The 26874-nt window shown below is 46.6% G+C and carries 22 protein-coding genes; 4 read left to right on the top strand and 18 right to left on the bottom strand.

All coding sequences use genetic code 11. The features are described 5' to 3' along the window. The 18 genes from tssM to KIT90_RS24430 form a co-directional block, all read right to left on the bottom strand. On the bottom strand, positions 1-3390 hold the full coding sequence (gene tssM, locus KIT90_RS24515; RefSeq protein WP_285379147.1) for a type VI secretion system membrane subunit TssM: 3390 nt from the start codon (positions 3388-3390) through the stop codon (positions 1-3). Beyond that, positions 3387-4640, bottom strand: coding sequence for a type IVB secretion system protein IcmH/DotU (icmH, locus tag KIT90_RS24510; RefSeq protein ID WP_277203553.1), 1254 nt, complete (start codon positions 4638-4640; stop codon positions 3387-3389). The genes tssM and icmH overlap by 4 nt, the downstream gene beginning before the upstream one ends. Before the next feature lie 6 nt (positions 4641-4646). Further along, the gene (tssK, locus tag KIT90_RS24505) at positions 4647-5978 is read right to left on the bottom strand and encodes a type VI secretion system baseplate subunit TssK (RefSeq protein WP_285379145.1); all 1332 of its coding nucleotides are present in this window, start codon (positions 5976-5978) and stop codon (positions 4647-4649) included. 26 nt (positions 5979-6004) lie between these two features. Next, positions 6005-6487, bottom strand: coding sequence for a type VI secretion system lipoprotein TssJ (gene tssJ / locus KIT90_RS24500; RefSeq protein ID WP_285379144.1), 483 nt, complete (start codon positions 6485-6487; stop codon positions 6005-6007). Next, positions 6487-7425: a type VI secretion system-associated FHA domain protein gene (locus tag KIT90_RS24495; protein ID WP_009704392.1), complete on the bottom strand. Its 939-nt coding sequence runs from the start codon at positions 7423-7425 to the stop codon at positions 6487-6489. The genes tssJ and KIT90_RS24495 overlap by 1 nt, the downstream gene beginning before the upstream one ends. A 3-nt stretch (positions 7426-7428) precedes the next feature. Next, the gene (locus KIT90_RS24490) at positions 7429-8232 is read right to left on the bottom strand and encodes an ABC transporter substrate-binding protein (RefSeq protein WP_041060152.1); all 804 of its coding nucleotides are present in this window, start codon (positions 8230-8232) and stop codon (positions 7429-7431) included. A gap of 12 nt (positions 8233-8244) precedes the next feature. After that, the gene (tssH, locus tag KIT90_RS24485; RefSeq protein WP_285379143.1) at positions 8245-10851 is read right to left on the bottom strand and encodes a type VI secretion system ATPase TssH; all 2607 of its coding nucleotides are present in this window, start codon (positions 10849-10851) and stop codon (positions 8245-8247) included. A 57-nt stretch (positions 10852-10908) separates the two neighbouring features. Continuing rightward, a complete protein-coding gene (locus tag KIT90_RS24480) occupies positions 10909-11847 on the bottom strand; it encodes a type VI secretion system baseplate subunit TssG (RefSeq protein WP_285379142.1) in 939 nt (312 codons plus the stop codon). A 12-nt stretch (positions 11848-11859) separates the two neighbouring features. Then, complete coding sequence (tssF, locus tag KIT90_RS24475; RefSeq protein ID WP_285379141.1) at positions 11860-13611, bottom strand: type VI secretion system baseplate subunit TssF; 1752 nt, start codon at positions 13609-13611, stop codon at positions 11860-11862. Next, positions 13604-14026 (bottom strand): type VI secretion system baseplate subunit TssE, encoded by a 423-nt coding sequence (tssE, locus tag KIT90_RS24470; RefSeq protein WP_005451929.1) that lies wholly within the window; start codon positions 14024-14026, stop codon positions 13604-13606. The genes tssF and tssE overlap by 8 nt, the downstream gene beginning before the upstream one ends. Beyond that, complete coding sequence (locus KIT90_RS24465; protein WP_285379139.1) at positions 14026-15420, bottom strand: type VI secretion system contractile sheath domain-containing protein; 1395 nt, start codon at positions 15418-15420, stop codon at positions 14026-14028. The genes tssE and KIT90_RS24465 overlap by 1 nt, the downstream gene beginning before the upstream one ends. Positions 15421-15488: 68 nt before the next feature. Continuing rightward, on the bottom strand, positions 15489-16967 hold the full coding sequence (tssC, locus tag KIT90_RS24460) for a type VI secretion system contractile sheath large subunit (RefSeq protein WP_285379137.1): 1479 nt from the start codon (positions 16965-16967) through the stop codon (positions 15489-15491). Beyond that, the gene (tssB, locus tag KIT90_RS24455) at positions 16967-17470 is read right to left on the bottom strand and encodes a type VI secretion system contractile sheath small subunit (RefSeq protein ID WP_005443648.1); all 504 of its coding nucleotides are present in this window, start codon (positions 17468-17470) and stop codon (positions 16967-16969) included. The genes tssC and tssB overlap by 1 nt, the downstream gene beginning before the upstream one ends. 20 nt (positions 17471-17490) lie before the next feature. Then, positions 17491-18012: a type VI secretion system tube protein Hcp gene (locus tag KIT90_RS24450; RefSeq protein WP_005443647.1), complete on the bottom strand. Its 522-nt coding sequence runs from the start codon at positions 18010-18012 to the stop codon at positions 17491-17493. Positions 18013-18045: 33 nt separating this feature from the next. Further along, a complete protein-coding gene (locus KIT90_RS24445) occupies positions 18046-19494 on the bottom strand; it encodes a type VI secretion system ImpA family N-terminal domain-containing protein (RefSeq protein ID WP_285379135.1) in 1449 nt (482 codons plus the stop codon). Positions 19495-19695: 201 nt separating this feature from the next. Then, complete coding sequence (locus KIT90_RS24440) at positions 19696-19998, bottom strand: PAAR domain-containing protein (RefSeq protein WP_005426629.1); 303 nt, start codon at positions 19996-19998, stop codon at positions 19696-19698. Beyond that, positions 19995-20603, bottom strand: a complete 609-nt coding sequence (locus tag KIT90_RS24435) for a hypothetical protein (protein ID WP_285379133.1) — start codon at positions 20601-20603, stop codon at positions 19995-19997. Before KIT90_RS24435 ends, KIT90_RS24440 begins: the two co-directional genes overlap by 4 nt. After that, positions 20603-22585 carry a type VI secretion system Vgr family protein gene (locus KIT90_RS24430; protein WP_285379131.1) on the bottom strand — a complete coding sequence of 661 codons (1983 nt, stop codon included), beginning with the start codon at positions 22583-22585 and terminating at the stop codon, positions 20603-20605. Before KIT90_RS24430 ends, KIT90_RS24435 begins: the two co-directional genes overlap by 1 nt. A gap of 134 nt (positions 22586-22719) precedes the next feature. Between KIT90_RS24430 and KIT90_RS24425 the strand changes: the two genes are divergently transcribed. From KIT90_RS24425 to prpC, 4 genes are all read left to right on the top strand, one after another. After that, on the top strand, positions 22720-23610 hold the full coding sequence (locus KIT90_RS24425) for a hypothetical protein (RefSeq protein ID WP_005426534.1): 891 nt from the start codon (positions 22720-22722) through the stop codon (positions 23608-23610). Between the two features lie 277 nt (positions 23611-23887). Then, positions 23888-24607 (top strand): GntR family transcriptional regulator, encoded by a 720-nt coding sequence (locus KIT90_RS24420; protein ID WP_009696948.1) that lies wholly within the window; start codon positions 23888-23890, stop codon positions 24605-24607. A 12-nt stretch (positions 24608-24619) separates the two neighbouring features. Beyond that, positions 24620-25516 carry a methylisocitrate lyase gene (prpB, locus tag KIT90_RS24415; protein WP_009696947.1) on the top strand — a complete coding sequence of 299 codons (897 nt, stop codon included), beginning with the start codon at positions 24620-24622 and terminating at the stop codon, positions 25514-25516. Between the two features lie 132 nt (positions 25517-25648). Then, positions 25649-26791 (top strand): 2-methylcitrate synthase, encoded by a 1143-nt coding sequence (gene prpC / locus KIT90_RS24410; RefSeq protein WP_285379128.1) that lies wholly within the window; start codon positions 25649-25651, stop codon positions 26789-26791. Positions 26792-26874: the final 83 nt, after the last annotated feature.

Below are 26874 nucleotides of genomic sequence, written 5' to 3'. Positions count from 1 at the left end.
CTAAATGCTCGCAGGTAACACAAAGCCCGCAAAGAAGTTCGGTACGAACGGATTATTCTGACCTTGAGTTTTAATCGTTAAGCGAACCTTATCGCCATTGTAATCAAACTCAAGTTGGGTACTTTGCGAAGAGGTTGAAGTGACACGCGGCTCAATCAAGCGGAACCATGCCCAACTGCCTTTAAACTGTTCATTGGCAATCGGCGTTGCTTGTTTTTGTAGACGCACCGTTAATGCATCTTGCGCGACAGAATCACCTTTCCAGCTTTGTTGTGTCCACAGCATCGGACCGTGTTGGTAGGTGAAAATCGGTTTTTCAGCACGAATGGAAAACTCAGTCAGTGCCGAGCTCATCTCTGTTGGTTTCATCTGGAATTGAATCGCGACGTTTTTCGGGTCAGCTAAAAACAGGGCAGAGCGAATGTCTTTGGCTTTATCAAACATCAGCCAAATTGCAGGATCTAACGCAAAGCCAGTATTTGGCAGCAAGCCGGACATAAACGGCGCACGTTGCTCTGTCGAAAAGCCCTTCAACATGGTTTGATAGAAGGTGTCCAACGTGCCGTCGGTCTTGAAGAAGGCAGCAACATCCGCCGTGCTTGCGTCGCTGTCGGCACTTTTCTTAAACGGGTAGAAAGCCGCGATGGTGTTTTCATAAGGCTGGTAAACTTCGCTGTTCCACATACTGTTAAGGTATTGATGAGCTAAGTTCATTACCAACTCATTGGTTTGTACTGTCACGTAGTCAATCACTTCACCGGATAGCGGTGGCTGGGAATCGGTCAATGACGCCAACTGTGCGACCGGATTTTGCGCTTTTAAACCTGCAGATAACGTTTCGTAAGCCACTTTGTCTGGCGTGTTGGATTTGTAGAACTGATCGAGCCATTTAGCCGTGTTCGCAAAACCTTCCAGAACGGAATCTATTGGTTTCTTACCCTGATCGTCTGGCGTCACTTGTTTGTGGAAATCATTAAACGTCAGTGTGATTTGGCGAGCTGATTCCTTTTTCTCGTTGTCTTGCGCAGCATCGGCAATCTCTTCATCAGTCTTCTTCTTCGCATCTTTTGGCTCAGGTAGAAGAACCGAAGTGTAGTTGCTGATGGTGGTAAACAGCTTAGACATTGGATTGTTTGAGGCATTGTTGAGCACGTTCAAGCTGGCATTCAACTGTTCAGAACCGGAAATGGTTTTCACCTCGATGCTGTTAATAAAATCGCGCCAATAATTGATGTAATCGTTCTGGTACATGCGCTTTAAATCGTGGCTGATTCTATGCATCTCTAGCGCGCTTGGTGCTTGCCCTGCGATGCCTTCATAAGCGGATAACGCTTCGATAAGAAGAGGGGACTCGACCGAAAGATCCAGCTCGTTAAAGCCAGTCGGTGTGTACAAGTAAGGAACGAAATAGCCAACGTAGCCAGGTTTGAATTGGTATATCTGATTGAAGTTGGAACCAAGTTCTTTACGCACATCAATGCGCTTTTCGTACGCATGATCGTTCAAAATGTGTTGGTAGAGTAGCGTCTCGATATTGGATTGATTGATGACTTGCTTCGCCAACCCTTCAAGCTCTTGATTGGCAGTTGTCGCCACTAAGTGCTGGTTAAACACATCGTCGAGCAGCACTTTAAGCTGAGCAACGTTGGTTTTGTCCGCTTCGCCTTGGTGCTCTAAGTTTGCTAGGAAGTAGCTTTTGAGCTCTTCAATGTTGGTGCGATTTTTATCAAACAACAGTCGATAGTCGTTCAGCAATTCGAGCGTTCTGGCTTGATCTTCCAAGTTCACATACACATACAAGTCGCTCTCAATGGTGTGCGCCATAGAAGGGATCAGCACTTGTTGCAGTTCTTTGGTGTAAGCTGCCTCGACTTCTGGTTTGATGGTCGCATTCGGTAGGAATGGCAATGTATACCAAGGTTCAGGCTCCTGATATAACGCGTAAATGCGATGCATGGTGTACAGGTTTGGAATGTTGCCCACCAAATCTTCTTTGCTATATGGCTGTGCTGCGATCGCTTCTTTGTAACGCTCTAACATGCCATCGGCTTTGGCTTCACGATTGGTTTGATAATCGAAGTCGAGCTTGAGAATCGTCAGTGTACCAATCAGTAGACCGAGCCAAATTAGACTGTAGGCGGTTTGACTGAACCACAACCAATTTTCTTTATGGCGGTTAACCCCGACTAAAGTGTTTTCATTTAACACGACATGAGACATCAAATGCTGAGCAAACAAGGTTTGTTGAACAGGCATTTGTTGGTGTTGCTGATATTGCTCATTGCCGAGGGACTGATTGACTACGTTCGCGAGTAAATCATGCTGCGCGAAATCACTGCCACTGTGGGTAAAGTAGAAGCCGCGGAAGTTGAGCCCATCTGTGTATTGGTCACCTCGATGCAAACGCTGTAAGAAATGCCACAAATTCTGTTTGAGCAGACCAAATTGGTATGGTGCACCACAAATGGCATTGCGGAAATCTTGGTTAAGCTGTGCTCCCAACGCATTGCTCATGTTCGAGATTAACTGACCGATGAGGTGGTCGTATTCGTCATTGAACCAATCGGCATCAATGCCACCATGTTTTTGCACTGGACTTGTGGCGCCGAACACTTCATTGCGTCTCGCTTCATCAAACGCAGAAAAGAACTGACAGAAATCGCTCACTTGGCCCATGTTGGTCAGGACATTGTAGACAGGTAGGTTCAAACCAAATGAACGATTGAATGCTTTGATTTGCGATTTCAATTGGTCGGCTTTTTGTGAAAGGGTTTCACTATTGCCAACTAACTGTTCAATTTCTGTGGTGAGCAACAAGCCGTTAATCGCTTGTCTCGGGCGCCATTTATTAAGGCATTGGCACAGTGTTTTTAAGTAAAGCGGTTGCTGATCTTCGCCCATGCTGACGGAAATCAGAATTGAGTGTTCACTGAGCCAAAATAGAATCGGGAACTCGATGTCGTTGCCAAAGTCATCGACTTTATAAGCTTCATAACCCATCTGCGTGATGATGCTTTTGTCTTTGCTTGGGTTGTCACTGAGTAACAGGTAAATCGGCTGATCGTAACGGCTGGTTAAGCGCTTTTTACGTTTTTGTACGCCGAGCATTTTCTTGAAGTGGAAGGCGAGTAACTTGGAGCGTTTGATAATTAGTGCACGTTCTTGGTCTTGCTCAAGACTCTTTTTCACCTTGCGGTTGATTAACCAAAAGCACAGCCCAGCAGAGAGCAGCGCCACAATGGTCGTCGTGATGACGCCTGCCCATAAGAAATCAGGATACGCAACAAACCAAGTCAGTAAGCCGCCTAAGATTGCCAGAAGCAGAAGGGTAACAAGGCTCCAAATGATTGCCTTTTTTCTTGTTGGTGTGTTTGGGTTGTCTTGCGTCATCGTGACTCAACCTCGCTTTGTTTGTTTTTGTTATGCACCACTAAGCCGTTGACGTTGGCATTCTCTCGATACCAGTTATTGATGGTTTTCGCTTGTTCTGAGTTGTCACATCGAACAATGACGCGAACGTATGAATTGATGTTATCCGCGACAGGTTGATAGTTGGATGTCGGCAGCTGGGCGATAAACTTCTCGGCGTTTTTAAGGTTAGAGAAGGTCGCAAGTTGCACCAGCCAATCAGTGTCCGCTGCAGGGCTCGTGACTGGAGCGCTCTTCGTCCCTGGCGCCGAAGTTTTCGCTTGTGGCGTCACGGCTTTTGGTTGGCTCGGAACTGGACGAGGTGGTTGAGTGGTATTTACCGCGACTTTATTGCCTTTTAAATCGTCGTCAGTGCTGACATACACGATGTCTTCCGCACGACCAGATTCAATATAGCGCTGGCTGTACTCACCAAGCTGAACAAAATCACGTGCCCGCTGTGGTTTGGTTTTGTTGTACCAGAAATAGGTCAGAGCAACGCTCAAACCAATGATAGTTAGGAAAAATAGGGTGGTGACAAGGTAACGTTTTTTGCGCGTTGGCTTACGTGTTTTAGGTACCGAAACCTTAGTATGACAATAGATTCCACCGGCTTGTCGGTACTGACTTAAAATCTGTTCTAGACGGTAGGTAAAACTCTTTAGCTGTTCGCTGCCCGTTTCGCGGTACTGACCTTTAAAGCCGATATTGAGGAACAGGTAAACCACTTCTAATAAGTCGATCAGCTTGTGCGGTTGGCGCGCTGCTTTCTCTGCCACAGTAAAGAAAAGTTCACCGCCGTTGCGCATGCCAAACAGTTCACTGAGTAGGGTTTTGTTCTCCCATCCGCGTTTTTCACCCCAATCGGTGTAGACAATCAACTCATCCAAAACCACGGCATACAGGAAACAGAGCTTGTCGATCACGGCGACTGGGTAGGTCAGCTCTGCGCCTTTGGTTTTGATCTCATTAATAGAAGCCACCAGTTGATGTCTGAGCGTGGTGATGTCTTCGGGCTCCGGCAAGGTGTTGATCTTGAGCGTGACAGCCAATAACTCAGAACTGATGTTGATCAGCTGATTCTCGGCTTTATCGAAATGATGTAAGAACCCAATATTGGCTTGCGCAGCGTTGACCGAATGCCATTTTACGTCTGGCATGTCGGTGTCTTTACTCACGAAGTCGTTTTCGCTGCTGTCCCAAACTAAGGTATCTTCATCCAAATAGTTCATAACTTACTACCTCAGTGCGTACAGCATCACTTCTAGGTCGCCAACACGCGTATCGACGTGCAGCGCCAGTGCATCGCGATTTTCAATCATTTCTAACCAATTGCGGTCTGACGTATCCACTTCAAAATATGCTGTACCTTGCATCGGTTTTAGTTCACTTGGCGCAACAGGAAGCGGCGTTAACTGCACGCCAGAAAGGGCATTACGCACGATCTCGACAATCTTGTTATTGCTGCTGAGTTTGGCTGCTGCAGGGAACAACTCGTTAAGCTCGGTGCTGCTGACGTTGGAACGGACACTGAGTACGAATCGGCGATCGGACAGGTTGTGACCATCTTTTACCAACGTGCGAAGCAAGCGGCGTCGTTCAAACAACGAAGTGTCGAACGCAAACTCAATCACTGAGTCTTGTTGAACCAGCGTGAGCATATTGCGCAGATTCGAAAAAAGCGGATTAAAGCAATCGTACAGACGATGGAAATCCAACGGTTGGCAAGGTTCTGGAATTGCGGGTGTGGATGCCATGACTTGCGCTTCAAACTTGCGTAGCTCCAAATAAAGCAGATGGGTCTGAAACTTTGGATTCGACAAAGATAAATCAAACCACGGAAGCCAAGTGTTGAGTGTTTGCAGCCACAGGTAATCCTGCATCATCGACTGCGGGCTCTTTTGCCCTTGTCCGGCTTGAATACGTTTGAGCAAGCTGGTGGCACGGTTAGAGGTGAGGGCATGAATCTCTTTCAAACGCTCAACCAATAACTGTGATGCACCATAATGCAAACACGCAGGAATAAAGGAACGGTCTAGCATCACTTCGCCCGTTTCGCTGCATTCCAATACTTTGGCGAAAGGAATCAGGGTAAAGCCCGAAGTGTCTTCGCCTTCGAGTTTTATCGCTATATTGAGCTGTGCGACGTCCACCTCAACGCTGGCGTTTTCAGAGGTTGAAGTATCAAACACATTGATGGTGCGTGTGAGATAGCGGCTTTGTTCCGATTCATCATTGGCGTAATCATTATTGCCTTGCAGAGAGACGGGCAGTGCTAAGTAAGCCATTTTCTCAATCGTACCGTGCGGCACATCTCTGGCGACTTCGCGTTTCAGTTCGAAATGCGTGCCATCTGGGAACAAACCTGCGCTAGAAGAGACGGAAAGCTTACCAATTTTAAGAAGATCATGATTTATCACCAAGTCGGTCACGCCATAGTACGGGGCATAACCAGCAAGCGTTTCGACGTTTTGTCTGACGTAGTTTTGTGTGTATCTGTCTTGTTGTTGAAAGTGTTGTGGGGCAATGAACATGCCTTCTTGCCAAACGACTTTTTTATATGCGTCCACGAGATTTCCCTATCTACTGAATCGAGTTAAAAAACATCCCACCAAGGCGAATCTGGTGTCACGGTTTGCAATGCTGCCTTGTTACCGCTGATCTTTAACTGGATATATTGTTCTTCTTCCTGAGGCGTGGTTGTCACTACCGTCGCCGTGCTTGCATCATATTTGGCAAATTCCACCAATACGCCGATGTATTGAGTGGTCTTGTTGATGTCTAAGGTTTGTTTGCTATTGCTGTCTGGCATCACCACGGGCAGAACTTGTTTCGACACCAAGTTTGCGCCCAATAGGCTCACGTCATCGTTGTACAAATCGATAAACGGCAATTGCTTAAACTGCTGGGCATCGGTCAGTTGATACAAGCGTACTACTACGGGATTAGTACTGTTGTTAACACTTGGGTTAATCGTCTTCTCGGCGCTCACCGCCAATTGATATTGCGTTACAACCGGTGTTGGGTCAGATGAACATCCCACCAAAGCGAAAACGAGTAAACTAAGCCAAATCTTCATCAGCTTTCCTCGCTTTGCTTTTGCATGTTTTCCATAAACATCGCTTTGAACTGGCGACGAAAATCACCGTTGTCTTGTCGATGTTGGAAGTGCTTGCGGTAGATTTTCCAATACTTCTTGTCTTTGCTACTGAACAGTCCGCCAGACACAAATTCGCTAAATTGATTCTCTAGTTGGTTCGGCGCGAATTCGTTGAGGAACTGATCGAGCGTTTTGTCCAACGCATCAAACAAAGCATCATGTGCAAGCGGTGGGTTGCGAAGGTATTGTTGATTCTTCTCGGTAATCGTAATCAGCTTTTCGATGGAGGCTTCCAGCTCTGACGTTGGAAGGTGGTCTCCCGGAAGATACTCAATCTCCGTAGAACGCTCCATTGCTTGCTGCTGTTTCGACACCTCATCCACTTCAAAGTGATCCGCCAGTTCGTCATCGTCGATGTCTTCAAACGGGTCGGAGGAGAAGGGGTCATCGCTCATTACATTTTGGTGAGAGTAATGAACTTCCGATTTCACGGGTTCGACGATATCTCCTTCATCGAGAAAATCGACATTGTCTTCCAGTTGCAGGTCGAACTTGGTCGCAAAGAGGTCATCGGATTGCTCTTCGACAGGCGCTTTGCTCGACGTGAGTGTTGATACCAACATCGAATAGCTTTCGATCTTTAAAATGTCGCCATCGTTGAGTGGGTAATCTTTGTCTCTCACCATGGCTTTATCGTTGAGGCGAGCCGGGTTCTTGCCGGTACTCTTCACCAAATAACCTGTTTCAGTGAGACGAATTTGTCCGTGAATACGCGAGATGCGCTTTGATTGATCGGGCAATGCCACTTCACAAGAAGCAGAACGCCCAAACTGCCCGCCAGACTCGGGCAGATAGATGACTCTTGAAGTCACCACCTCTTCAGAGGGTACAGAAATCAAATGTATGCTGATCGCCACTTGTTATCCCTCGCATTTAGCCAACGCTGTGTTGAAAGCGGTTAAGAAACCAGAATATTTGTCCAAAAAGCGGTTAGAGAAATAGACGCCCATAGGTTTGGTTTCGAATACTTGAGAATAGAAGTAATCGCTTGGAAGAGACGCTTGGCTGATTTCCGTGTGGAACACCCGTTCATCTTCCAGTGCGACGTCAATTTCTCTTTGTTTTAAAAGCCTTAGTAAAACCTTAGCATCTCGTGGCTGCTTAACGACGTTGTATCCATTACGTTTCAGCCAAAACCATGTACTTGAGCCAAATTCTGCCGAGAACTTCAGGTTCAACTTTGACAAATCATCAAGCTTAGGCTCTACACCGGGACCAAAATACCAACGCAGTTTTTGCTCGGTAATGGGAGCAGACAACGTTGCGTAGCTGTCGTGTTCTCTGGTTTTAGGCGAGACGAAAAAGCCGTGCTGTTGACCACTGTGTACGTGGAGCTGTGCGTCAGACCATTCCGTCATGGTCAGTTGGTAAGGTTGTCCCATTTCGCCCAGCGCGCATTTGACGCGATTAAGCGCAAACCCATCCATGTTTTGATTCTGGTGAGTTTGGTACGGTGCCCATTTGTGGGTCGCAAGCAGCAATCGGTCAGGACCAATCCAAACTTGCGCCCATGCTTCGAACGAGAATAGGGCACCAAGCAAAATAAACAGCGATGAAACCAGCTTGGTTATTTTGCGGAAAAAGCTCACCCCACAGCTGACCGCCGCCTCTTGAACAAGAATCGAGGTGGTGACGAGATGGGGTGAATGTACGCTTCTAAACATCATGATTCGTTACTACTGAATATCCAGTTCAAAGCCCTGTGGCGTCGATGCTGCGGTGACCGTCACTTGGCTAATTGGTTGTTGTGTGCTCAGGCGCGCGATGCATTCTTCTGCCAACGACGGCATCAAAGAGCGGTTAATGATTTGCTCAACCGCGCGACCACCTGTCGTAGGGTCGGTGTTTTTGCTGACAACCAAATCCACAAAACCTGCATCCCACGTAAAGCTGGCTTGATAATGTTCTGCCAGTTTTTTGCGAATGCGGTTTAGCGCGATTTCGGTGATCTTCGCCAGCTCATCATCGTTGAGTGGGTAATAAGGCACGATGGTAGTACGCCCTAAGAACGCAGGCTTAAAGTAACGTTGTAGATCGGGACGAATTGCTTCAAGCAGTTCATCGTTGCTGATGCGTTCGGCGTTTTCATCACACACATCGCAAATCGCTTGATCAGCGGCGTTGGAAGTCATGATGATTAAGGTGTTTTTGAAATCCACCGTGCGACCTTCGCTGTCTTTGATGTGTCCTTTATCGAAGATTTGATAGAAGAGGTCATGAACGCCCGGATGCGCTTTTTCCATCTCATCCAAAAGCAAGACAGAATAAGGATTGCGGCGAATCGCCTCGGTTAACACGCCACCTTCACCAAAGCCAACATAGCCGGCAGGCGAGCCAAGTAACATTGAGATTTTGTGTTCTTCTTTAAACTCGGTCATGTTGATAACCGTGAGATCGTTGCTGCCTCCGTAAAGCTGCTCGGCGAGCGCCATGGCGGTTTCCGTTTTACCGACACCACTTGGACCACACATCAAGAACACACCGATTGGTTTGCGATTGTCGGTTAAGCCTGCACGCGAGATTCGAATCGCTTTTGCCAGTTCTTGCTTCGCCACGTTTTGACCGATAACACGCTTATCTAGCTCTGATTCTAGTGATAATAGGCGAGCGATTTCATCACTCATCATGTTGCCGACAGGAATGCCTGTCCAACCGGAAATGACTTGAGCAATAGTCGCATCATCCACCATCGCATTAACTAACGGTTCTTCACCTTGAAGCTCGTGCAATTGGTCGAGAAGGGCATTCAACTGGCTTTGCTGAACTTCGTCTGGTGTTTCGCTTTCTGTGATGCTTTGTTGAAGCGCTTTAATCTCATCAACCAAAGTAATCTCTTGTTCCCAACGCGTTTGGTAGCCCGCTAATTGAGATTGGTTGGTAGTGATTTCTTGCTTCAATTCGGCAATCTCTTCTGCGCCTGAGCCGAATAAATCAAACTCTTTCTCCAAAGCAGACTGCTCGTTCTGTTGATAACGAATGGTTTGCTCTAACGCTTCTATCACTTCTGGCTTTGCACCTTGAGTTAACGCAATACGCGCACTTGCTGTGTCGAGTAGGCTGATCGCTTTATCTGGCAATTGGCGAGAAGGTAAGTAGCGAATAGATAGGTTAACCGCCGCATCAATGGCTGATTCTGTGATAAACGCGCCGTGGTGCTTTTGCAATGAAGCCGCAATGCCACGCAGCATTTGTTTGGCATCTTCCGCATTTGGCTCTTCTACAGTCACGACTTGGAAACGGCGAGTCAAAGCAGGATCTTTCTCAAAGTACTTTTTGTACTCTGCCCATGTTGTTGCGGCAATGGTTTTGAACTCACCACGCGCAAGAGCCGGTTTCAATAAGTTGGCAGCATCATTTTGTCCTGCTGCACCACCAGCCCCGATCAGCGTATGTGCTTCGTCAATAAATACAATGATTGGCACATCGCTGTTTTTCACTTCGTTGATGACGTCTTTAAGGCGATTTTCAAATTCGCCTTTTACGCTCGCACCTGCTTGTAACAAACCTAAATCAAGTGAATGGAGTTGAACGCCTTGCAGCGCACTTGGTACTTCATCTGCTGCGATTCTCAGCGCTAAGCCTTCAACGACAGCAGTTTTACCCACACCCGGCTCACCAACAAAAATAGGGTTGTTCTGGCGCTTACGACAAAGAATGTCGATGGCTTTTCTTACTTCAGAATTACGCCCAGAAATCGGGTCGATATTGCCTTCAATCGCTTGTTGAGTCAGGTTGATGGTGTACTTGCTTAATGCGTCGTTCGCGCTTGCTGTGTTTGCGGCTGAACTTGCTTCACCTGTGCTTTGTTGTGTTGCTCGCTTAACCGGCGTTTTGTTGATTAAACCTTGCAGGGACTCGGTCGACACGTTCTGTAGTGATTCGAGATTGTTGCTCGATACGCCCATGACGTTCTGCTGCAACAGCGCTTGAACGAGATGCAAGCTGATGATTTCACCATGTCCATAGTTAACGGAGGCAATCATCCAAGCGTCTTTTAGAAGTTCAGTCAGTGCATGGCTGAGCGTTGGTTGGCTGTCTTGTACTTTTGGCAAGCGCTCGATGCGATTTGCTAGCTCACTGGCAAGTTGATCTTGGTTGATCTTCTGACTCTCAATCAGAGTTTTTAAGTGCGTGTCTTGCTGATTCAATAACGTGAGCAGCCAATGTTCTGGCTCAATGGCGGCAACGCCTTGGTTCATAGCTGCACCCGCAGAGGCTTCCAATGCGCGTTTTAACTCTGGCGATAACTTGGCGACTAAATTTGTCAGCGTTACTTGTGTCATAACCTTATCCTTGTCTTTTGCGCGATAACCTTCTTTGTCGTCGCGGTGTCTACCTAGCTATTTCAGAAGAATCCGAATCCGCTCTGTAGGTTTACGTTCCGGGGCGAGGCAATCCACTTCACCCAATTTCGCGGCTTGATCTGGTTGAGCAGAAAGCCTTGGTTTTTCGAGATACGCACGCTTAACGTTGAGATAAATAGAAATCGGCGTGGCGTCTCGTAAATAATGTTGAATGAGCTGGCGCATGTGGCTCGCCAACTGAGTATCTCGATGAATTTGATGCAGTTCTTTGCGGTTGGCAGGCTGGATACTCACCACCAAATGTTGGTTGTAAGTCATGCACGTTTTGCCAATGAGGAAACCCTGTCCGATTCCGCTGTTATAGTCGTCTTTCTGTCCTAAACGGGTAAGAGAACTAGCGGGTAACTGGCGACGTTCATGGCTCTTAGTCGACACATCGATTTGGTAAGGGAAGTAGTCGTTGAGAATCTGCTCTAACGTTTCTAAGTTACGATGTCCTTGAGCGAACAGCAGTGAATACTGGAACAGCGCACCGTGTTCGCGTTTCAGGTTCGCCAGTTGTTTGAGTAAATCGGTTTTTTCTTTCGCCAGCTCTTTCTGAATCAAGAGGTGAGGAGCGAGCTCTAGCTGCGCGGCAAGTTCAAAATGGCGTTGATTGAATACGTCTAAAAAGTCCTTGAGTGCGTGCTCATCGTTATGCAGTGCAAACAACAATTCTTCATAGATGTAGTTTGGGATAACACCTTGTGCGCCAGATAGCGCTTGCTGAGCAATGCGAACCTTGGCGCTGTGGTCACTGAACGAAAAGTATTGAATATCGTCGGCATCACCATGGGGCATGGCTTCCGCTTTGAGCTCTAACTTCAGCTTGTGCCCAGACTGTTTTGCCATTTGCATCAGCAATCGCATTGCTTGAGCAAAGTCATACTCATGTGGGTTCGCCTTTAAATCGTTAATCAGTGACATCGACATCATCTATCTTCCACGCTACATCGAGCGTTGGCTCCCGTGGATTTTTGGATAACGCCTCACAATGCCATCTTTGCCATAAAGACGAATTGTGAGCTGAATGTAGCGATCAAAACTACAGAACTGTTGGAAGAAGCGATTCAACACATCGGTGAAAGTCAGATAGTTGCCAGACGTATCGAGAGTGATTTCAATCTCTGTGCCCGGAGAGAAGACGTTCTTGCCTAGAATACGCATTGATGAAACCTGTGAGCGCACTTTTACTGACTGAATCATCTGAATTTCATCGCTTACTAACTGATTGCGGCTACACAATTGCAGCATTTGCTTAAGCTGCTGAGTAGGATCTTCTGAGTGCAAAAGTGACGAGAAATTACTGTTCAGAAGCCCGATAAACTGCCAGTGCATATTGGCATCAGATTCACGTTCTATCGGAGCCGACGGCGGGTAGAGAGAATGAAAATCGCCGGGTAAATCGATCGGCTCTAAACATGTCATCTCACCATTGATGGTGCATGCTTGTTTGCCATTGGTACAAAGAAGGCGAGTACCGTAGAGTTTGTTGAATTCGAGTTCTTGGTTGGCATTTAGGCTGATCGCCAATCGCAGTTCACCTGTGGAATCTTTTCGGCTTTGCCAGTAATCACAATGTGGGTCGCTCTGGTAACTGTCTTTAAACAGTGGCGTCAGCAGTTTTTGACCGCTCGACGTAATCTCAAACACATCCAAAATGTCGACCACTTGAATTTCATTATCGGTATGCGCATCGGCATTAACGGGAATGGTCAGGCTACGTTGGTCATAGCTGGTTGGTTCGCCAGTTTGCTCGAAGAGGTTCACCGCAGGCACGACATTGAGCTTAAACACTTGATTATCGAAAAGACGGATAAACTCCATTGGCAAAGAGTGCATAAACAGGTTTAACACCACAGTGGAGCAATCATGTTGCTGACACGCTTCACCAAAGCCTTTAAGACGGAAGAACTGACGTTTCTCTTTGAAGAAGAAAAATTCGTTCATCAAATGGTAGCCAGAAAATTGATTGCCTTTTTGTGGCAGAAACTGAAACTGCTTATCGCTAATTCGGCTCTTGAGCTGATTGGCAGCCAAGACAGCGTGATTCTCACCATTGATGTCGGAAATCGATATTGCACGCGCTTCACTGAGCAGCAGTTCGACCAAGGAATCCGCATTGTTCTCGAAACCTTGAACGAAGAAGTCGAGATCTTCTAACGCTAATTGACTGAAGTGCACATCATCATCGCCAGTAGACAGAGTGAGTTGAATAACGGCGGTAGTTTGTTCACTGCCTTGTGGGCGATTGAAGTCAAAGGGCGCGCTGCTTGCTTTGGTGTCAATCAGTGCAAATGGTGTCGTTTTGAGTTCATCCGTTGTGGTGAACAAACATGTTTTGCCTTGTGATTCGGAAGAAAAGCGTGTGCCTTTGGGAAGCGTCGTGCTGTCAGTGGAAGGGGCGTCTATGCTCATTTCTAGATACGCCACACTCGGCACCGTTTGAATGTAACTTGGGTAGAGTACGCCAAGTAATCCTTCGACAACTTCAGGGATTTGCTCAGATAGACGTTTTTCGACGTTGGCATTCAATAGTGCCACGCCATCCAACAAGCGAGCCAAACTTGGGTCTTCGATTTGTCCCTGATGGATGTTTAGGCGTTGTGCGTGTTCTGGATGTTCAGAACCAAATTGACCGAGAGCACGGCGAACAAAAGTCAGCTCTTGCTCGTAATAACGCAGTAGAGGATCACTCATACAAATCCTCCTTCATATCGGTAGTCATGTCGCTTAATGAAATCTTGGAATCAAAAATCAGCTCTTTTTCGCCCTGTGCCGTTTTGGCTTTGGCGACGATATTGAACGCGATGGTGTTCTCTCCCGCTTTACGCTCAACAAGTTCAACCATGACTTGGCTAAGGCGTGGCTCGAAATGTCGAATGTAGTTTTCTAGTTTGAGGGCTAATTGCTGGTGGTCGAGACTGGCACTCAACAGGTGCACATCCTCGATGCCAAAACGGTAGTTAGAGCGCTGCACTTCGGTTAACCGATCATCAATGCTCATCAGTGACGCTTCCGAATCAAACAGGCGAGTCAGGTGATATTTAATGTCCTCGATATCATCTCGACGAGTCGTAGGGGCAGTTTGCACAAAGGTACGCCAAAAACTCATTACGCCACCTCATCCAATTCTGTTGTCAGCACGACTTCGCCACTGAAATGGTCGTATTGATACTGCGGGACGATACGCAAAGTGCAGACGAAATTGCCCGGATGATGGTCGGAGTCGCACACGCTGATCTTTGCAAAACTCAATGGGTATTTTGATAGGGTTTCTTCGTTGGCATACGCGACGTTGCTAGAGAACTTTTCTATCCATTGAGAGAGGAATAATTCACACTCAGCAGCTGTTTTGAAGCTGCCAATCATCTCTCGCACTTGTACTTTGAGATAATGCGCAATGCGGCAAGACATCAATGATGTTTGGATTTGAGTGAGGACTTTCTCGTTATCAGACTCGCTGTTGTGCCAAATCGAATTGTTACCATTGAAGTAAAACTTGTCGCTCAAAGGACTCTTAGTAAGAGGGATAAAACCGCTGCGACTGTAGAAGGTCGACAGTTGCCCAAACAAGGTCACTTTGGTTTGAGGTTGAATCAGAAAATGACTATCGCTTTGGCTTTGATTGACCACGGCACCTTGGTTGTTGTCGTTCCAACGAGATTTCAAGAAGCCAAACCAACTCACCCGTTGATGCTCTCGCATAATGGTGGATACAAACGCAAAGCCCGCATTGCCCCAAAGTCCGTTTTTTTTCTCGTTGTAGATGAATCCCACTTTGGCGTTTTGATAGCGTGTACGCATACACATTTCTGGCATCACTAAACCGACAAAACGCGCAGAGGACTTACTGCGTAAAGACTGCCACGATTGGTAATCAGGGCTGGCGAGGATCTTCTCGATTCGGTTGATATCAGACAGCCAGTCAGCACCAGATTCGACAAAGAAATCGCGATTAGGAGCAAATAGCATTGGGCATAACGTCGCTTCACCCAAGCGGCTCAATAGTTCTACGGTGAATAAATCATCGTAGTCAGATTCGAAATCCATATCTGCCGCTACTGGCTGCGTGAACAGCAAGCAACCGAATGGATGTCCGCCTAAGGTGTTTAACTCTTGGTTGCCGATCTTGTTGTACAGCTCAGACGTTTTGGTGCTGTAGGCTTGATTGACGTCGGAAGACACTTCTTCCCAACTCACATTGAGTAGCTTGAGTTGAGTACGTTGGTAATTAACGGGCAGGGTGGCTAAGCCTTGAAGCCCAAGCCAATTGGTTTGCAGTGCCTCAAATTCTGGATGATGCAATAACTCATCCATCTGTTTCGAGAGCTTATTGTCAATCTCTGCAATCAAGCGCGAAACATGTGTGATAAGCGCATCGGGATTGTCTAGCGCGGAGCGAGACACTTGAGACAGTAAAGAGAGCGCCTCTTGTAAAAAGTCGCTGTCTTTATCGTCTAGCTGTATAAATTGGGTCTGCCAACCTGAGTGATAAATCTTACTCATACTATCCTTGTGACCTAAATCGAATTGGCTTGGTCGAAGCATCCTACTTCGACCAAGCTTAATCATGCTTAACCTGGGATCTTCGCTACCATGCGAACCGACGTAGTCAGTTCTTCAAGTTGTAACCAAGGTCTTAGGTGAGCAACGGCTGAATACGCGCCCGGTTTACCCGGTTGTTCAACCACTTCTATGCGAGATTCTGCCAATGGCGTTTTCGCTCGTTGATCGTTACCAATTGCACCAGCGTTGGTGTATTGATCGATCCACAGTTGAAGTTCACGTTGAATGTCTGGCGCTTCTAGGTTTGAACCTAGCTTGTCGCGACCCATGACTTTCAAGTAGTGAGCGATGCGACCACTTGCCATGATGTAAGGAAGACGCGCTGAAATGGCTGCGTTTGCTGTTGCATCTGGATCTGTGTACGTCTTAGGTTGCTGCGTTGTTTGACCGCCGATGAACACGCCGTAGTTTGAGTTCTTGTAGTGAACCAGTGGCAAGAAGCCTAGGTCACTTAGCTCTTTCTCGCGTTCGTCGGTTAGGTTCACTTCTGTTGGACATTGTTGAACCAAGTCGCCAGCTTCGGTCTTGTAGGTTAGGTTTGGTAGGTTTTCTACTTTACCACCGTTATCCAGACCGCGAATCGCTGTACACCAACCGTACGCAGTGAACGCTTGCGTCATTTTCAGACCTAACTCGTAAGCGGCATTTGACCAAACCAACTCATCATTGCTTGATGGATTTGGGTTGCCATCTTGGTCAGTGTTTAATTCTTCGTAGCTAAACAGCTTGGTGCCAAGACCTTTCTCACCGTAAGGAAGGCGAGCCAGTGTGCGAGGTAGTGTTAGAGTTACGTAGCGCGCGTCGTCACTTTCACGGAACGAGTTCCATGCAGCGTAAGCCGGAGAATCAAAACCAGCCGCAACAGGTTTGCCTTCTTCGAAGGTAGTGAAGTCATTGAACTCAAACATTTCAGCGTTTGCTGCGGCAACGAACGGAGCGTGACACGCAGCGGCTACTTCACCCATGTAACGAAGCAGGGCGACGTCTTCATCTTTTGCGCTGAACTCGTAGTCACCGATGAAGGTGCCATACGGTTCACCCCCTGCTGTGCCGTATTCGCCTTGGTATACCGCGTTAAACAATGGGCTACGGTCGATGGCTGGTGCATCTTCAAATTGTTCAAGCAGTTCGTCTTTGGTGTAGTCGACCATTTTGATTTTAAGTGAACGTCCTAAGTCGCTCTCTTTAACCAGTTTTTGCAGACCACGCCATGAACCTTCTAGCTTTTGGAAGTCATTTTCTTGCATGACTTTCGATAGCTGTTTAGAAAGCTTTTTGTCGATCTCTACGATGGCGTTTTCAATCGTTTTGGTGACGTTCTTGTCCCATGTAACTGTACCGCTTAGCGCTTGCTCTGCTAATACTGAGAACAGTTCTTTTGTTGTGTCCGCTGGCGTTTGTGTGGTCGCTTCGATTGCACGATCCAGAAAGCTCAACGAAGCTTCAGCCGCTTCTGCTTGTGGTTGGTTTTCAACTTCCGTCGTCATTATTCTGCTCCTTCTTTCTGGATACCTAGCTCATCGGAAAGGGCGTTGATAGTGTCTGCGCTTTGCAGCACTTCCTTGAGTAGTTTCTCTAGATCACGAGAACGGTCCGCTTTTGAAAGCAGTACTTTGAGTTGGTTACGAGTTTCAACAAGCTTCTTGAGCGGTTCAACTTGCTCAACGATGGCTTCAGGCTCGAAATCTTTCATTGATGAGAATTTCAGACTCGCTTCGATTTGGCTGTCGTCATCAACCAAAACGTTGTCCACTTTGAGTGATAACTCAGGACCAACACGCTTCATCACAGTATCGAAGTTGTCTTTGTCGACGTTATAGAAGGTGCGATCTTCCACGTCTTCTTTGTCTTGCTTGTGACCCGAATAATCACCGACGACTCCCACCACAAAAGGGAGTTCTTTGGTTTCTACTGCGCCATTCGTCTCGACATCGTAAGTAATACTTACACGGTTTTTGCTAACTCGCTTGTGTTGGGAGTTCAGTGCCATAATGGTATCTCCTTATTCCATTAAGAAGCTGTCGAAGTAACTTTCGCTGTCGTCGCGTCAAAGCCCACTTCAGGACCTTTCTCGATTTTGCCGCCTTCGCCTTCGATGTAGTACGCTTTCGAAATCTCGGTGTATGTCAGGCTGAATGATTCATTTGGCAGGTGACCATCCGACGCGCCCATGTTGTAGCTCGACATACGTGCTGCGCTCAGTGTCAGGATTAGGTATGGATCTGCACCAGAACCTTCACGGTTTGGTTTGGTCATCACGATTTCGATGGTTTTGCCTTCACCACCTGGTGCGTAAAGGAACGTTGTTAGGTAAGGCGTTGCACCATCACAGCCACGAGTGATGTTCACTTCACCTAGCGCGACCATGCCTTGGTCTGCGTTGTTCGCGTTACCGACGTCGATGCCAACGCCACGAACGGCACTCCAGTTCACTGTATCAATAGCAAAAAATCCATCCTTGCCACCGATCTTATCTACCGTTGCAGCACCTTTTGGTGTAGTGCCATCAATTCTCATGTAAATAGAAGCCATTTGGTTCTCCTTTGCTTATTAGCATTTTTTGCTTCACCACTCGAAATCGGTAATACCGCTCGACGATTGAGTAGTTTTTACTTCTGGTTGGTTGGTTGTATTAGGAGTGTCGCTTTGCTCTGACGTTGTAGGTTCAATTGACGTTGCACTTTGAGACTCCTCATTAGAGGTGTTTTGAACCTCAGGCGCAGAAACGGTTGGAATCGGCTCTGGCACTGATTGTGGTTCAGGAATTGTCTTCAGAATGGTTTGTTCTAAGTTGTCCATTCCGGTGAGTTGATTGATATGACTCAGAACTTGGCTGTTGCCGCCTGTCATTTCTTGGAGTAGTTCTGGCAAGCTTAGATAACCCCATCGAATCGCGCGCTCTAACAAGAACGGAACAGGGCTGTGTGGCTCGGTTTGTTTGAAGTAATCGGCGAGCTTTCTAAGTTCATGAAAAGCGTGGTCGCGATTTTGGATCTGGCCAGCGATATTCATCGTAGTGGGTGCCGCTGGCTGGTGTGTTTCATTTGAAGGAATCGACTCTAGCAACGGCGTCGTCGTAATTTGCTCTGCTTCTGGCTCTGATGAGGTTGGTGCTACTTCTGCATTTTCAGTTGCCTGATAGGTTGTTTCAGGAGAGTTTGATTCGACGGGGGGAGCCTGAGCTTCTTCGGCAATCAATCTAAATTGATCATCTAGCGGCCATTTAGAAAACTTGTCTTCAGTGAGATAACGGATCGCGTTAATCAGCTCCGCGATGTTTTCTTTGATGAATTTGAAACTTACAGGAGTTGCATTAACGGGTTGGCACTGTTGAGCGATAGCTTGTTCTATAGCATCAAGATTTTGATAGGTTTGCGCCAAATCCATTAAGGTGTCTTGCGTGTCAGCGTTGAATAGGTTTTGCGCTTTAGTTTTGATTTCGCCAAGCGAACCGTTACGCTCTGCGCGTAGGTAATCGCCAAAGGTGACATCGTCAATCAAGCCAGTCAACTGCAAAGGCATATACAGGGCAGTGGTATCGTGAGTTTCGCCGACAAGTTGTAGCAGAGGTTTCATCCGGAACTCGGCCCGTTCTCTAGCGATGCCAGACTCTTCTGCGCTTTTTAGTTTGTCTTCAGGAAGGAACGGATTGAGCGAGTCCCAAAACTGCTCCACGGTGCTTAGAAGCACTTGCGTTGCGTCGGCAAGATTTCGATAGGGAGCGTCGGTGAACAACTGACTGGTGATATACCAACCTAGCAGCTCCAAGTCTTTGCTTGACTGGGTGAGGGCGTGGTATGTCGCGGTACGCAACTGTGCCCAGTTGTCATCGTTGCTTTCAAGCAGTGCTTGATCGCTAGATGCATCAGGAGTTTCAACCAATTGGCGAAACGATGATTGCGCGGCATTGTAACTGTTTCTAAGTGCTCGATAGGCACTTCTATCAAGCTTCAGATAGACACCACTTGGCGAGCCATCTGTGATCGGAGCCAAAAGACTATCAATATTAACCATATCCAATCCATGAATTATTGTTTTATTAAGTCAGAGATAAATCCATTACTCTGGTTTCATAGTTTGTAAACTTGAGTCTAGTGAGAATTTTCTGAAATAGCTGAGAAAAATTAACTATTTAATAAAAAGTAAGAGGTTGATCCAAAAAATTGGTCGGAGGAATACATCTATCAATATAATGTCCTGATTTATAAAGGGGTTTTATCCCCCTATAAGTACAGTGGGCATTCCTGCAACGATACTTCCGCCGTGAGACGTAGTGTCTCCCATTCGGGCTGCAGGCTTATTGCTTAATAGCACGGTCGTGCTTCCCATCGCGATAGAATCCGGGGTTCCAACGCATACACAAACATCACTCACTGTGGCAGCAGGTAAGCTACCGATCAGTACGGTTGGTGCCCCGGGACCAGTAACTGGGCCGCCAACATGGGGAATTGGTGGGGTTGCTGGTGTCTGCATCGGACATACATGCATGTCAGTGATACGAGCAGCAGGTAACGTCATCGCACTTCTCCTTGTACTGCAGTTTGTGATTGGCTATCTGAAGTGCCTTGACCGCCCGCAGCAATATTCAGAGCCATGGCGATTGCGGCTTGATAATAAGGTTTAGTTTTGTCCCATTCAGGAAGGGCGGCTGCGTGATTGATCGCTCCTGCAGTCGCTTTGGCGTACAGAAATGGATCAGGCATAACGGGTGGAATATCTGGTGCAACGATGCTGCCAGAACCATTCCAAAATACCGCTTGAGCAAGCCAAGATGGGCCGCAATTCAGCTCCAATCGATGAGAGAGATGTTCGGCTTTGCGGCGCAATTGTTCGGAGGGTGAACGCACCCAAGCCATACAAGTTTCGACACTTTGTTTTTGAAGGGGTGACCATTCCTCATTGCGTTGATTTAAACACAACGCTCCCCACCAGATTGCCTCCCGGACGGGCAGAGCGTGCGTCAAAAACTGCACGAGATCGTTGTAGAGCTCTTTGTCTGTAAGCGATTGAATTGCATCGCTGATGCTGGTTTCTTCGTCGAGTAGTGCCTTTGTTTCGTCACTGGCTTTAAATCTCGGTAGTATTTGCCCAGCCGTTTGGTATGGAATTTTCTTATATTTCATTAGTTAACCTTTACAATTGCGCCTTTCACTTCACCCATTACACCGCCATCAAATGTCGCTTTGAGGCCTGATTTGAACTCCGCACTCAAAGAGCCCTCTGCAGAGAGCGTGGTGTCCGCTTTGATGGAAATACTCAAGCCAGAAATGCTGTTTGAACTCGTTGCATCAAGCGCCGTCGTGGTACCTGAAATCTTGTTGGCTGAAGTGGCTTTGCTGGTGACGTTGGTCCCTTCCAAATTCAGCGCGCTGCTGGCTTTGACGTCGATATTGGTTGCTTCAATGGCAATGGATGATGAGGACAGGGTTATTTTGCTTGAGCCAACTTTGAGCTCGATAGAATCGTCAGCTTCAATCGAAATCGACTTGGCTTTTTCGCTCAGTGCTTTGGTTACGCTCAGCGAGTAGTTGTCTTCGGTCGACACTGATACCGCTTTGGTGACTGTCTGGCTTAGTTCACCCTTGATGGTTTCGGTTTGGTTGTTTTCAACTTCTTGCGTCAGGTCTTTGGCTGCATGAAGGTAAAGCAATTCATTGTCTTTTTTGTCATCGAAGTAGAGCTCATTGCTCTGTCCGGAAAGTTGAGTTTTGATGCCAGACTTTGTTGTATTGGCTTCTGCGTATGGCGGAGCATTTTTGCTGTTGTAAACGCTGCCCGTGATGATTGGTCTATCTGGATCGCCATCAATGAAAGAGACCAGAACTTCTTGCCCGGTACGCGGCACAAACTGAGCACCATAACCACTTCCCGCAAGCATTTGTGCGACACGAACATAACAACTGGTTTTGTCGCCACTTGCGTCTGTGTCCCATTGGAACTGAATACGCACGCGACCTTGTTCGTCCTGATTAATATCACCTGCGGTTGAGCCGGCAACGACTGCGCTCTGTAAACCCTGAACCACTTGTTTTGAGCGAGGTTGAGGGTAGTGAGGGGTATCTTTTGGGATCACTTTTACTCTGGTGCTGCTCTGTGCACTTTCAGTGTATTCCACTTCCATACTGATGACCGAAAAGTCGCCAAGTTGATCTTTGTCTAGATGGCTTGAGAGCGAGAAGTAAGTACCGAGCTCGAAGAGATCATGTTTTGCGCTGGCAATGACACTTTGGTAATCCTGCTCGACATACTCGATTCGACGTTTGGCAAGATTGCTTGAGAGATCCGTCATGTCCCCGCTGATGCCCAAAGTCGGGTAACGCGTGTTGGCGAGTTTAGTGTTGTTGGCAATGGTATTGCTGGAGGTTTTACTGCCGCTGGTGATGAGTTTCGTCTGCGAATAATCGTAGCTTGATAGCTCGACACTCGCGCTATGAAAGGCAACGGTAGGACACCAATCTTCAAGCAAAGGAAGTGAGCCTGTCGGCGTTTCCTTCATATCAAATTTTGCAGTGCTGGCTTTATCAAATGGGGTTTGAGCGTCTTGCAAAATCATGGTGTGTGAACCACTCGCATGCTCAAAATAATAATGAACGCCTTCCTCAGCGAGCAGGCGAGAAACGAAATCAAAATCTGATTCGTTATATTGCAAACAATATTCACGCTTGGTCGAAGGCATGCTGGATATTTTATAGTTACCTTTGAAACCTGCGTTATCGAAAATATCACTGACAATTTCTTGTGTGGATTGATTTTGATAAACCCGGAAAGAATGTGTGTGTTTTAATAACCAAAACCAAGGTTTAAGCGTTATTTCGTATTGGTGATTCTGCAAATTAGAATCCATTCCTAAATGTTGGATCAATGTCACAACTCCATTGTAGGAACGATTGAGCGTATTGCTGCCAGAGTCGTTGAAATAACGGTTTATGGTAAGGAACTGACCTAGTTGATCTTGCATGTCAAAGCCACTGGATACCAGCATTGCTTTGATTTCAAAGGGCTCTGACAAGGCTTGCTTTATTGTTGCATTACTTATGATATGTTCTTGATTACTTGAGTCTTTTGCAGACATCAAACTAGCCGAACTGCTGTATTTATCAGCCATTGCATATCCTTATGCTTGAACTTTTCAATAATAAAAATTTGAAATATAAATACTATTATTAATCAAATTACTCAAAAAATAGCAGTATTAGATCTTATTCGCTATTCGATTTATTAAAAGAAAAGGAGTTCTTTATGGCGAGTCAAAATGCAAAAAAGATGGCGAAAGAATTTTTGCAAAATGTAGAAAAGGACAGTAAGTCATATCACAAAAGTTGGGCGAGAAAATTCGGTAATAAATACCAATCTGCAAAGAACTGGGTAAAACGTGACAAGAAAATGGTCGCGATGGATATTGCGCAAAAAGGGGTAAGGACTGGTATCGGGATGATTCCATTTCCCGGCTCGAAAGAGGGGGCTGCCCTTTTGGAAGTCGCAGGTGGGGCAGCGTTAAAAGCAGCTTCTCGCAAAGCGTGGGAAGAAGGCTCAAAGAAAGGGGTTAAATCTCTTCTTAACAAAAAAATTGAATCTGCTCGCAAGCAACTTAAAACTAACTCGGTAGGAAAAGTCGATCACGAGTTCTTGGCGCTTTCTGCGCGTAAGCGTGATGAACACATCCATGCGATTCGTAAACTCGTGAAGTACGAGGTGAAGCTGTTACCAAAGCGTTCTGATGAGCTCAGTTTGCGTTTATTCAAGCTTAAAGAGGCGATCAATGAATCCCGTGTGAAACTCAACAAAACCACCATGTCTTCGACATCGGCTATCGATAACATGCAAGCTTGGACGGAGTTCTTTTCTGCCATCAAAGAGGTGGAACACTACCAAGCGAAATTGCGTGAAAGTCTGATTCAAGTGCAAGAAATCACCAAGGATGTGGAGTGGTTCTTGGCGGCTTCTGAAGCAACGACTGATCAGATGAATGCACAAAACTTACCGCAACTAGAAGAAGCGTTTGACCAGATCCGCCGTAGTTACGGCAACATCAACTCGCTGAAACAACTGCAAGACATGATGTTAGAGCGAAACCTAGTTGAATCCGGTTTGTTGGATGAAAAAGACTTAACCTACAAACTGGTCAACTAGACAAATATGACCGTCCGTTAGCAAATTAAACTCAAATAGAGAGCTGACGTGCTCCCTATTTCTTTTTACTTGCTGAATTTATTGAGTTTTTATTGTCGACAATTTCAGCTTGCTCTTATCGAAATGAATATTTATCCACTCATAAATCACTCAATAACACTATACCTTAGTCTAAATTGTCGACAATTTGCTTGATTGTCGACAATCTGATCGTCTATTTTATATTCAAGTTAACAAATTGTTGACACTTTGATTTCTAAATACGAGTGCCTTGAATATGAATACAGAATTGAAAACTCGTCATAAAGTGATTGTCTCTGAAAAAGAGCACACTAAATCTGAATCGCTGACCGAATCGTTAGTGGAAGCGATTGTGAGTGGTGAAATTGAACCGGGCAGTAAAATCTCAGAGCCTGAATTAGCCAAGAAATATCAGGTGAGTAGAGGTCCTTTGCGTGAAGCCATGATGCGCCTAGAAGGACTTGGGTTGATTGAGCGCATTCCGCATGTTGGTGCTCGTGTTATTACTTTCTCGCCAGAAAAGCTCATCGAATTGTATTCAGTCCGTGAAGCGTTAGAAGGCATGGCTGCAAGGCTCGCGGCTCGCTATATCACTCAAGAAGAGTTACTGAGTTTGGAAATGCTATTGTCGACACATTCCAAACATATTGATGAAGTCGAAGGATCGTCTTACTTCCACCAGCATGGTGACTTCGACTTCCACTATCGAATCATTCAAGCGAGCCGAAACAGCAAGCTTATCTCTCTGCTTTGCGACGAGCTGTATCACTTGTTGCGCATGTATCGTTACCAATCGCCACGCGCGCAATCTCGTCCTAATGAAGCACTCAACGAGCACAAATTCATTCTGCAAGCGATTCGCAACCGTGATGAAGAGCTGGCAGAAATGCTGATGAGAAGGCACATCTCAGGCAGCCGAAAACTAATCGAATTACAGATTCTACATTCTGAAAGTAAAGATAGAGAACAAGACTAGAAGGAAATTGTCATGAGCTTATCTCCGGGGGCGAAGTTCAGACTCGCCATTGAGCAAAATAACCCGCTGCAGATCGTCGGCACCATTAACCCATACTGCGCCATGATGGCGAAAAACTTGGGTCACCAAGCTATCTATTTGTCGGGTGGCGGCATCGCCAATGCATCTTACGGTTTACCAGATCTTGGTATTACGACACTGAACGATGTTTTGGTCGATGTAGACCGTATCACCAACGCGTGTGATTTGCCGTTATTGGTTGATATCGATACCGGTTTTGGTGGTGCTTTTAACATCGCACGCACTATCAAAGCGATGGAAAAAGCGGGTGCGGCGGCAGTGCATATGGAAGACCAAGTGGCGCAGAAGCGTTGTGGTCATCGCCCAAACAAAGCGATTGTTAGCCAACAAGAAATGGTCGATCGAGTGAAAGCGGCCGTGGATGCGCGTAATGACGAGAGCTTTGTCATTATGGCTCGTACTGATGCGTTAGCGGTTGAAGGTATGGACAGTGCGATTGAACGTGCGATTGCATGTGTGGAAGCGGGCGCAGACATGATCTTCCCAGAAGCAATGAATCAGCTCGACCAATATCAACAGTTCTCAACAGCGCTCGAAGACGCAACAGGGAAGCACGTGCCGATTCTTGCCAACATTACTGAATTTGGACAAACACCTCTGTACGGCTGTGAAGAGTTAGCTCAATCCAAAGTGGACATGGTTTTGTACCCACTGAGTGCATTCCGTGCGATGAACAAAGCTGCCGAGATGGTTTACAAACACTTACTTGAAGTTGGCAACCAAGAAGCGTTGCTTGATTCAATGCAGACACGAAAAGAGCTGTATGAGCACCTTAATTACCATGACTACGAGAATAAGTTAGACAAGCTGTTCTCGGAGGGTAAATAAGGTCTACAAAGAAACAAACGGAAGCCCAAGAAAAAGATAGATAAACGGAATCTCTAATCCAATAACGTGAAAATTGTCTGATTCAAAAGAGCCCATTAAGAGAGCCAAGTCAGACAGAAAAGGAGTTCAACAATGCCTCATTCTGTAGAAAAGAAAGCTGAGATAGGTGGCGCAGGTCTACGCGGTCAAAGCGCTGGAAGCACAGCTTTATGCACTGTCGGTAAAACGGGGACGGGTCTAACGTATCGTGGTTACGATATTACGGACTTGGCAAATCATGCTCAATTTGAAGAAGTCGCGCATTTGCTGTTACGCGGTCACTTACCTAATCAACAAGAGCTAGACGACTACAAGACACATCTATTGAGCTTGCGTGGCTTACCAGCGGAGCTTAAGCAAGCGTTAGAGCTGATCCCTTCTGATGCTCACCCGATGGACGTTATGCGCACAGGTTGCTCTATGCTGGGTAACTTAGAGCAAGAAATGGACTTTGAGCAACAGCTCCATGCTACTGAGCGAATGCTGGCGCTTTTCCCTGCCATCATTTGTTACTGGTATCGCTTCAGCCACGATGGCGTACGAATCAAAACGCACGATAACAGCGAAGACTGCATAGGCGGCTACTTCCTAAAACTTCTTACTGATAAAGCACCAAGCGAAACGCACAAAAAGGTGATGCACTGTTCTTTGATTCTTTATGCAGAGCATGAGTTTAATGCCTCAACATTTGCGGCGCGCGTGTGTGCTTCTACGCTTTCTGATCTTCATTCTTGTATTACGGCTGCTATCGGTACGTTACGTGGGCCACTTCATGGCGGTGCAAACGAAGCGGCGATGGAGATGATTCAAGATTGGCAAACGCCAGATGAGGCAGAAGCCAATATTCTGCAAATGCTAGAGAACAAAGACAAAATCATGGGCTTTGGGCATGCGATTTATCGCGAAAGTGATCCTCGTAATGCACTGATCAAGCGTTGGTCAGAAGCGTTATCGAAAGAGGTGGGTGACACACATCTTTACGCGGTCTCTGAGCGCGTGGAATCAGTCATGAAGCGTGAGAAAGGTCTGTTTTGTAATGCCGACTTCTTCCATGCTTCGGCTTACCACTTCATGGACATTCCGACCAAATTGTTTACACCAATCTTTGTGATGAGTCGACTGACAGGTTGGGCGGCGCACGTGTATGAACAACGTGCGAACAACCGAATCATTCGCCCAAGCGCGGATTACACCGGACCGGATCATCAAGACTGGGTGCCAATCGAACAACGCTAGCGCGTGACGCCTCTTTGTGAGTTTTGTCTTGATGGCATTCACAGAGGGCGTCTCTTTCACCGCGAATCCATTTCAAAAACAGT

It is taken from the genome of Vibrio sp. B172a (assembly GCF_030248355.1).
Taxonomy (GTDB): Bacteria; Pseudomonadota; Gammaproteobacteria; order Enterobacterales; family Vibrionaceae; genus Vibrio; species Vibrio owensii.
The sequence above is the reverse complement of the archived record's forward strand: the minus strand, read 5'-3'. Positions and strand labels throughout refer to the sequence as shown.

Bases quoted from the DNA above. Each gene is read 5' to 3' on its own strand.
- prpB (WP_009696947.1), top strand. From the start codon at position 24,620: ATGAGCTTATCTCCGGGGGCGAAGTTCAGACTCGCCATTGAGCAAAAT.
- tssF (WP_285379141.1), bottom strand. From the start codon at position 13,611: ATGAGTGATCCTCTACTGCGTTATTACGAGCAAGAGCTGACTTTTGTT.
- tssH (WP_285379143.1), bottom strand. From the start codon at position 10,851: ATGACACAAGTAACGCTGACAAATTTAGTCGCCAAGTTATCGCCAGAG.
- KIT90_RS24430 (WP_285379131.1), bottom strand. From the start codon at position 22,585: ATGGCTGATAAATACAGCAGTTCGGCTAGTTTGATGTCTGCAAAAGAC.
- KIT90_RS24420 (WP_009696948.1), top strand. From the start codon at position 23,888: ATGAATACAGAATTGAAAACTCGTCATAAAGTGATTGTCTCTGAAAAA.
- tssJ (WP_285379144.1), bottom strand. From the start codon at position 6,487: ATGAAGATTTGGCTTAGTTTACTCGTTTTCGCTTTGGTGGGATGTTCA.
- tssE (WP_005451929.1), bottom strand. From the start codon at position 14,026: ATGAGTTTTTGGCGTACCTTTGTGCAAACTGCCCCTACGACTCGTCGA.
- KIT90_RS24425 (WP_005426534.1), top strand. From the start codon at position 22,720: ATGGCGAGTCAAAATGCAAAAAAGATGGCGAAAGAATTTTTGCAAAAT.
- KIT90_RS24440 (WP_005426629.1), bottom strand. From the start codon at position 19,998: ATGACGTTACCTGCTGCTCGTATCACTGACATGCATGTATGTCCGATG.
- KIT90_RS24480 (WP_285379142.1), bottom strand. From the start codon at position 11,847: ATGATGTCGATGTCACTGATTAACGATTTAAAGGCGAACCCACATGAG.
- KIT90_RS24450 (WP_005443647.1), bottom strand. From the start codon at position 18,012: ATGGCTTCTATTTACATGAGAATTGATGGCACTACACCAAAAGGTGCT.
- icmH (WP_277203553.1), bottom strand. From the start codon at position 4,640: ATGAACTATTTGGATGAAGATACCTTAGTTTGGGACAGCAGCGAAAAC.
- KIT90_RS24445 (WP_285379135.1), bottom strand. From the start codon at position 19,494: ATGGTTAATATTGATAGTCTTTTGGCTCCGATCACAGATGGCTCGCCA.
- KIT90_RS24465 (WP_285379139.1), bottom strand. From the start codon at position 15,420: ATGAGTAAGATTTATCACTCAGGTTGGCAGACCCAATTTATACAGCTA.
- tssB (WP_005443648.1), bottom strand. From the start codon at position 17,470: ATGGCACTGAACTCCCAACACAAGCGAGTTAGCAAAAACCGTGTAAGT.
- KIT90_RS24435 (WP_285379133.1), bottom strand. From the start codon at position 20,603: ATGAAATATAAGAAAATTCCATACCAAACGGCTGGGCAAATACTACCG.
- prpC (WP_285379128.1), top strand. From the start codon at position 25,649: ATGCCTCATTCTGTAGAAAAGAAAGCTGAGATAGGTGGCGCAGGTCTA.
- tssC (WP_285379137.1), bottom strand. From the start codon at position 16,967: ATGACGACGGAAGTTGAAAACCAACCACAAGCAGAAGCGGCTGAAGCT.
- tssM (WP_285379147.1), bottom strand. From the start codon at position 3,390: ATGACGCAAGACAACCCAAACACACCAACAAGAAAAAAGGCAATCATT.
- KIT90_RS24490 (WP_041060152.1), bottom strand. From the start codon at position 8,232: ATGTTTAGAAGCGTACATTCACCCCATCTCGTCACCACCTCGATTCTT.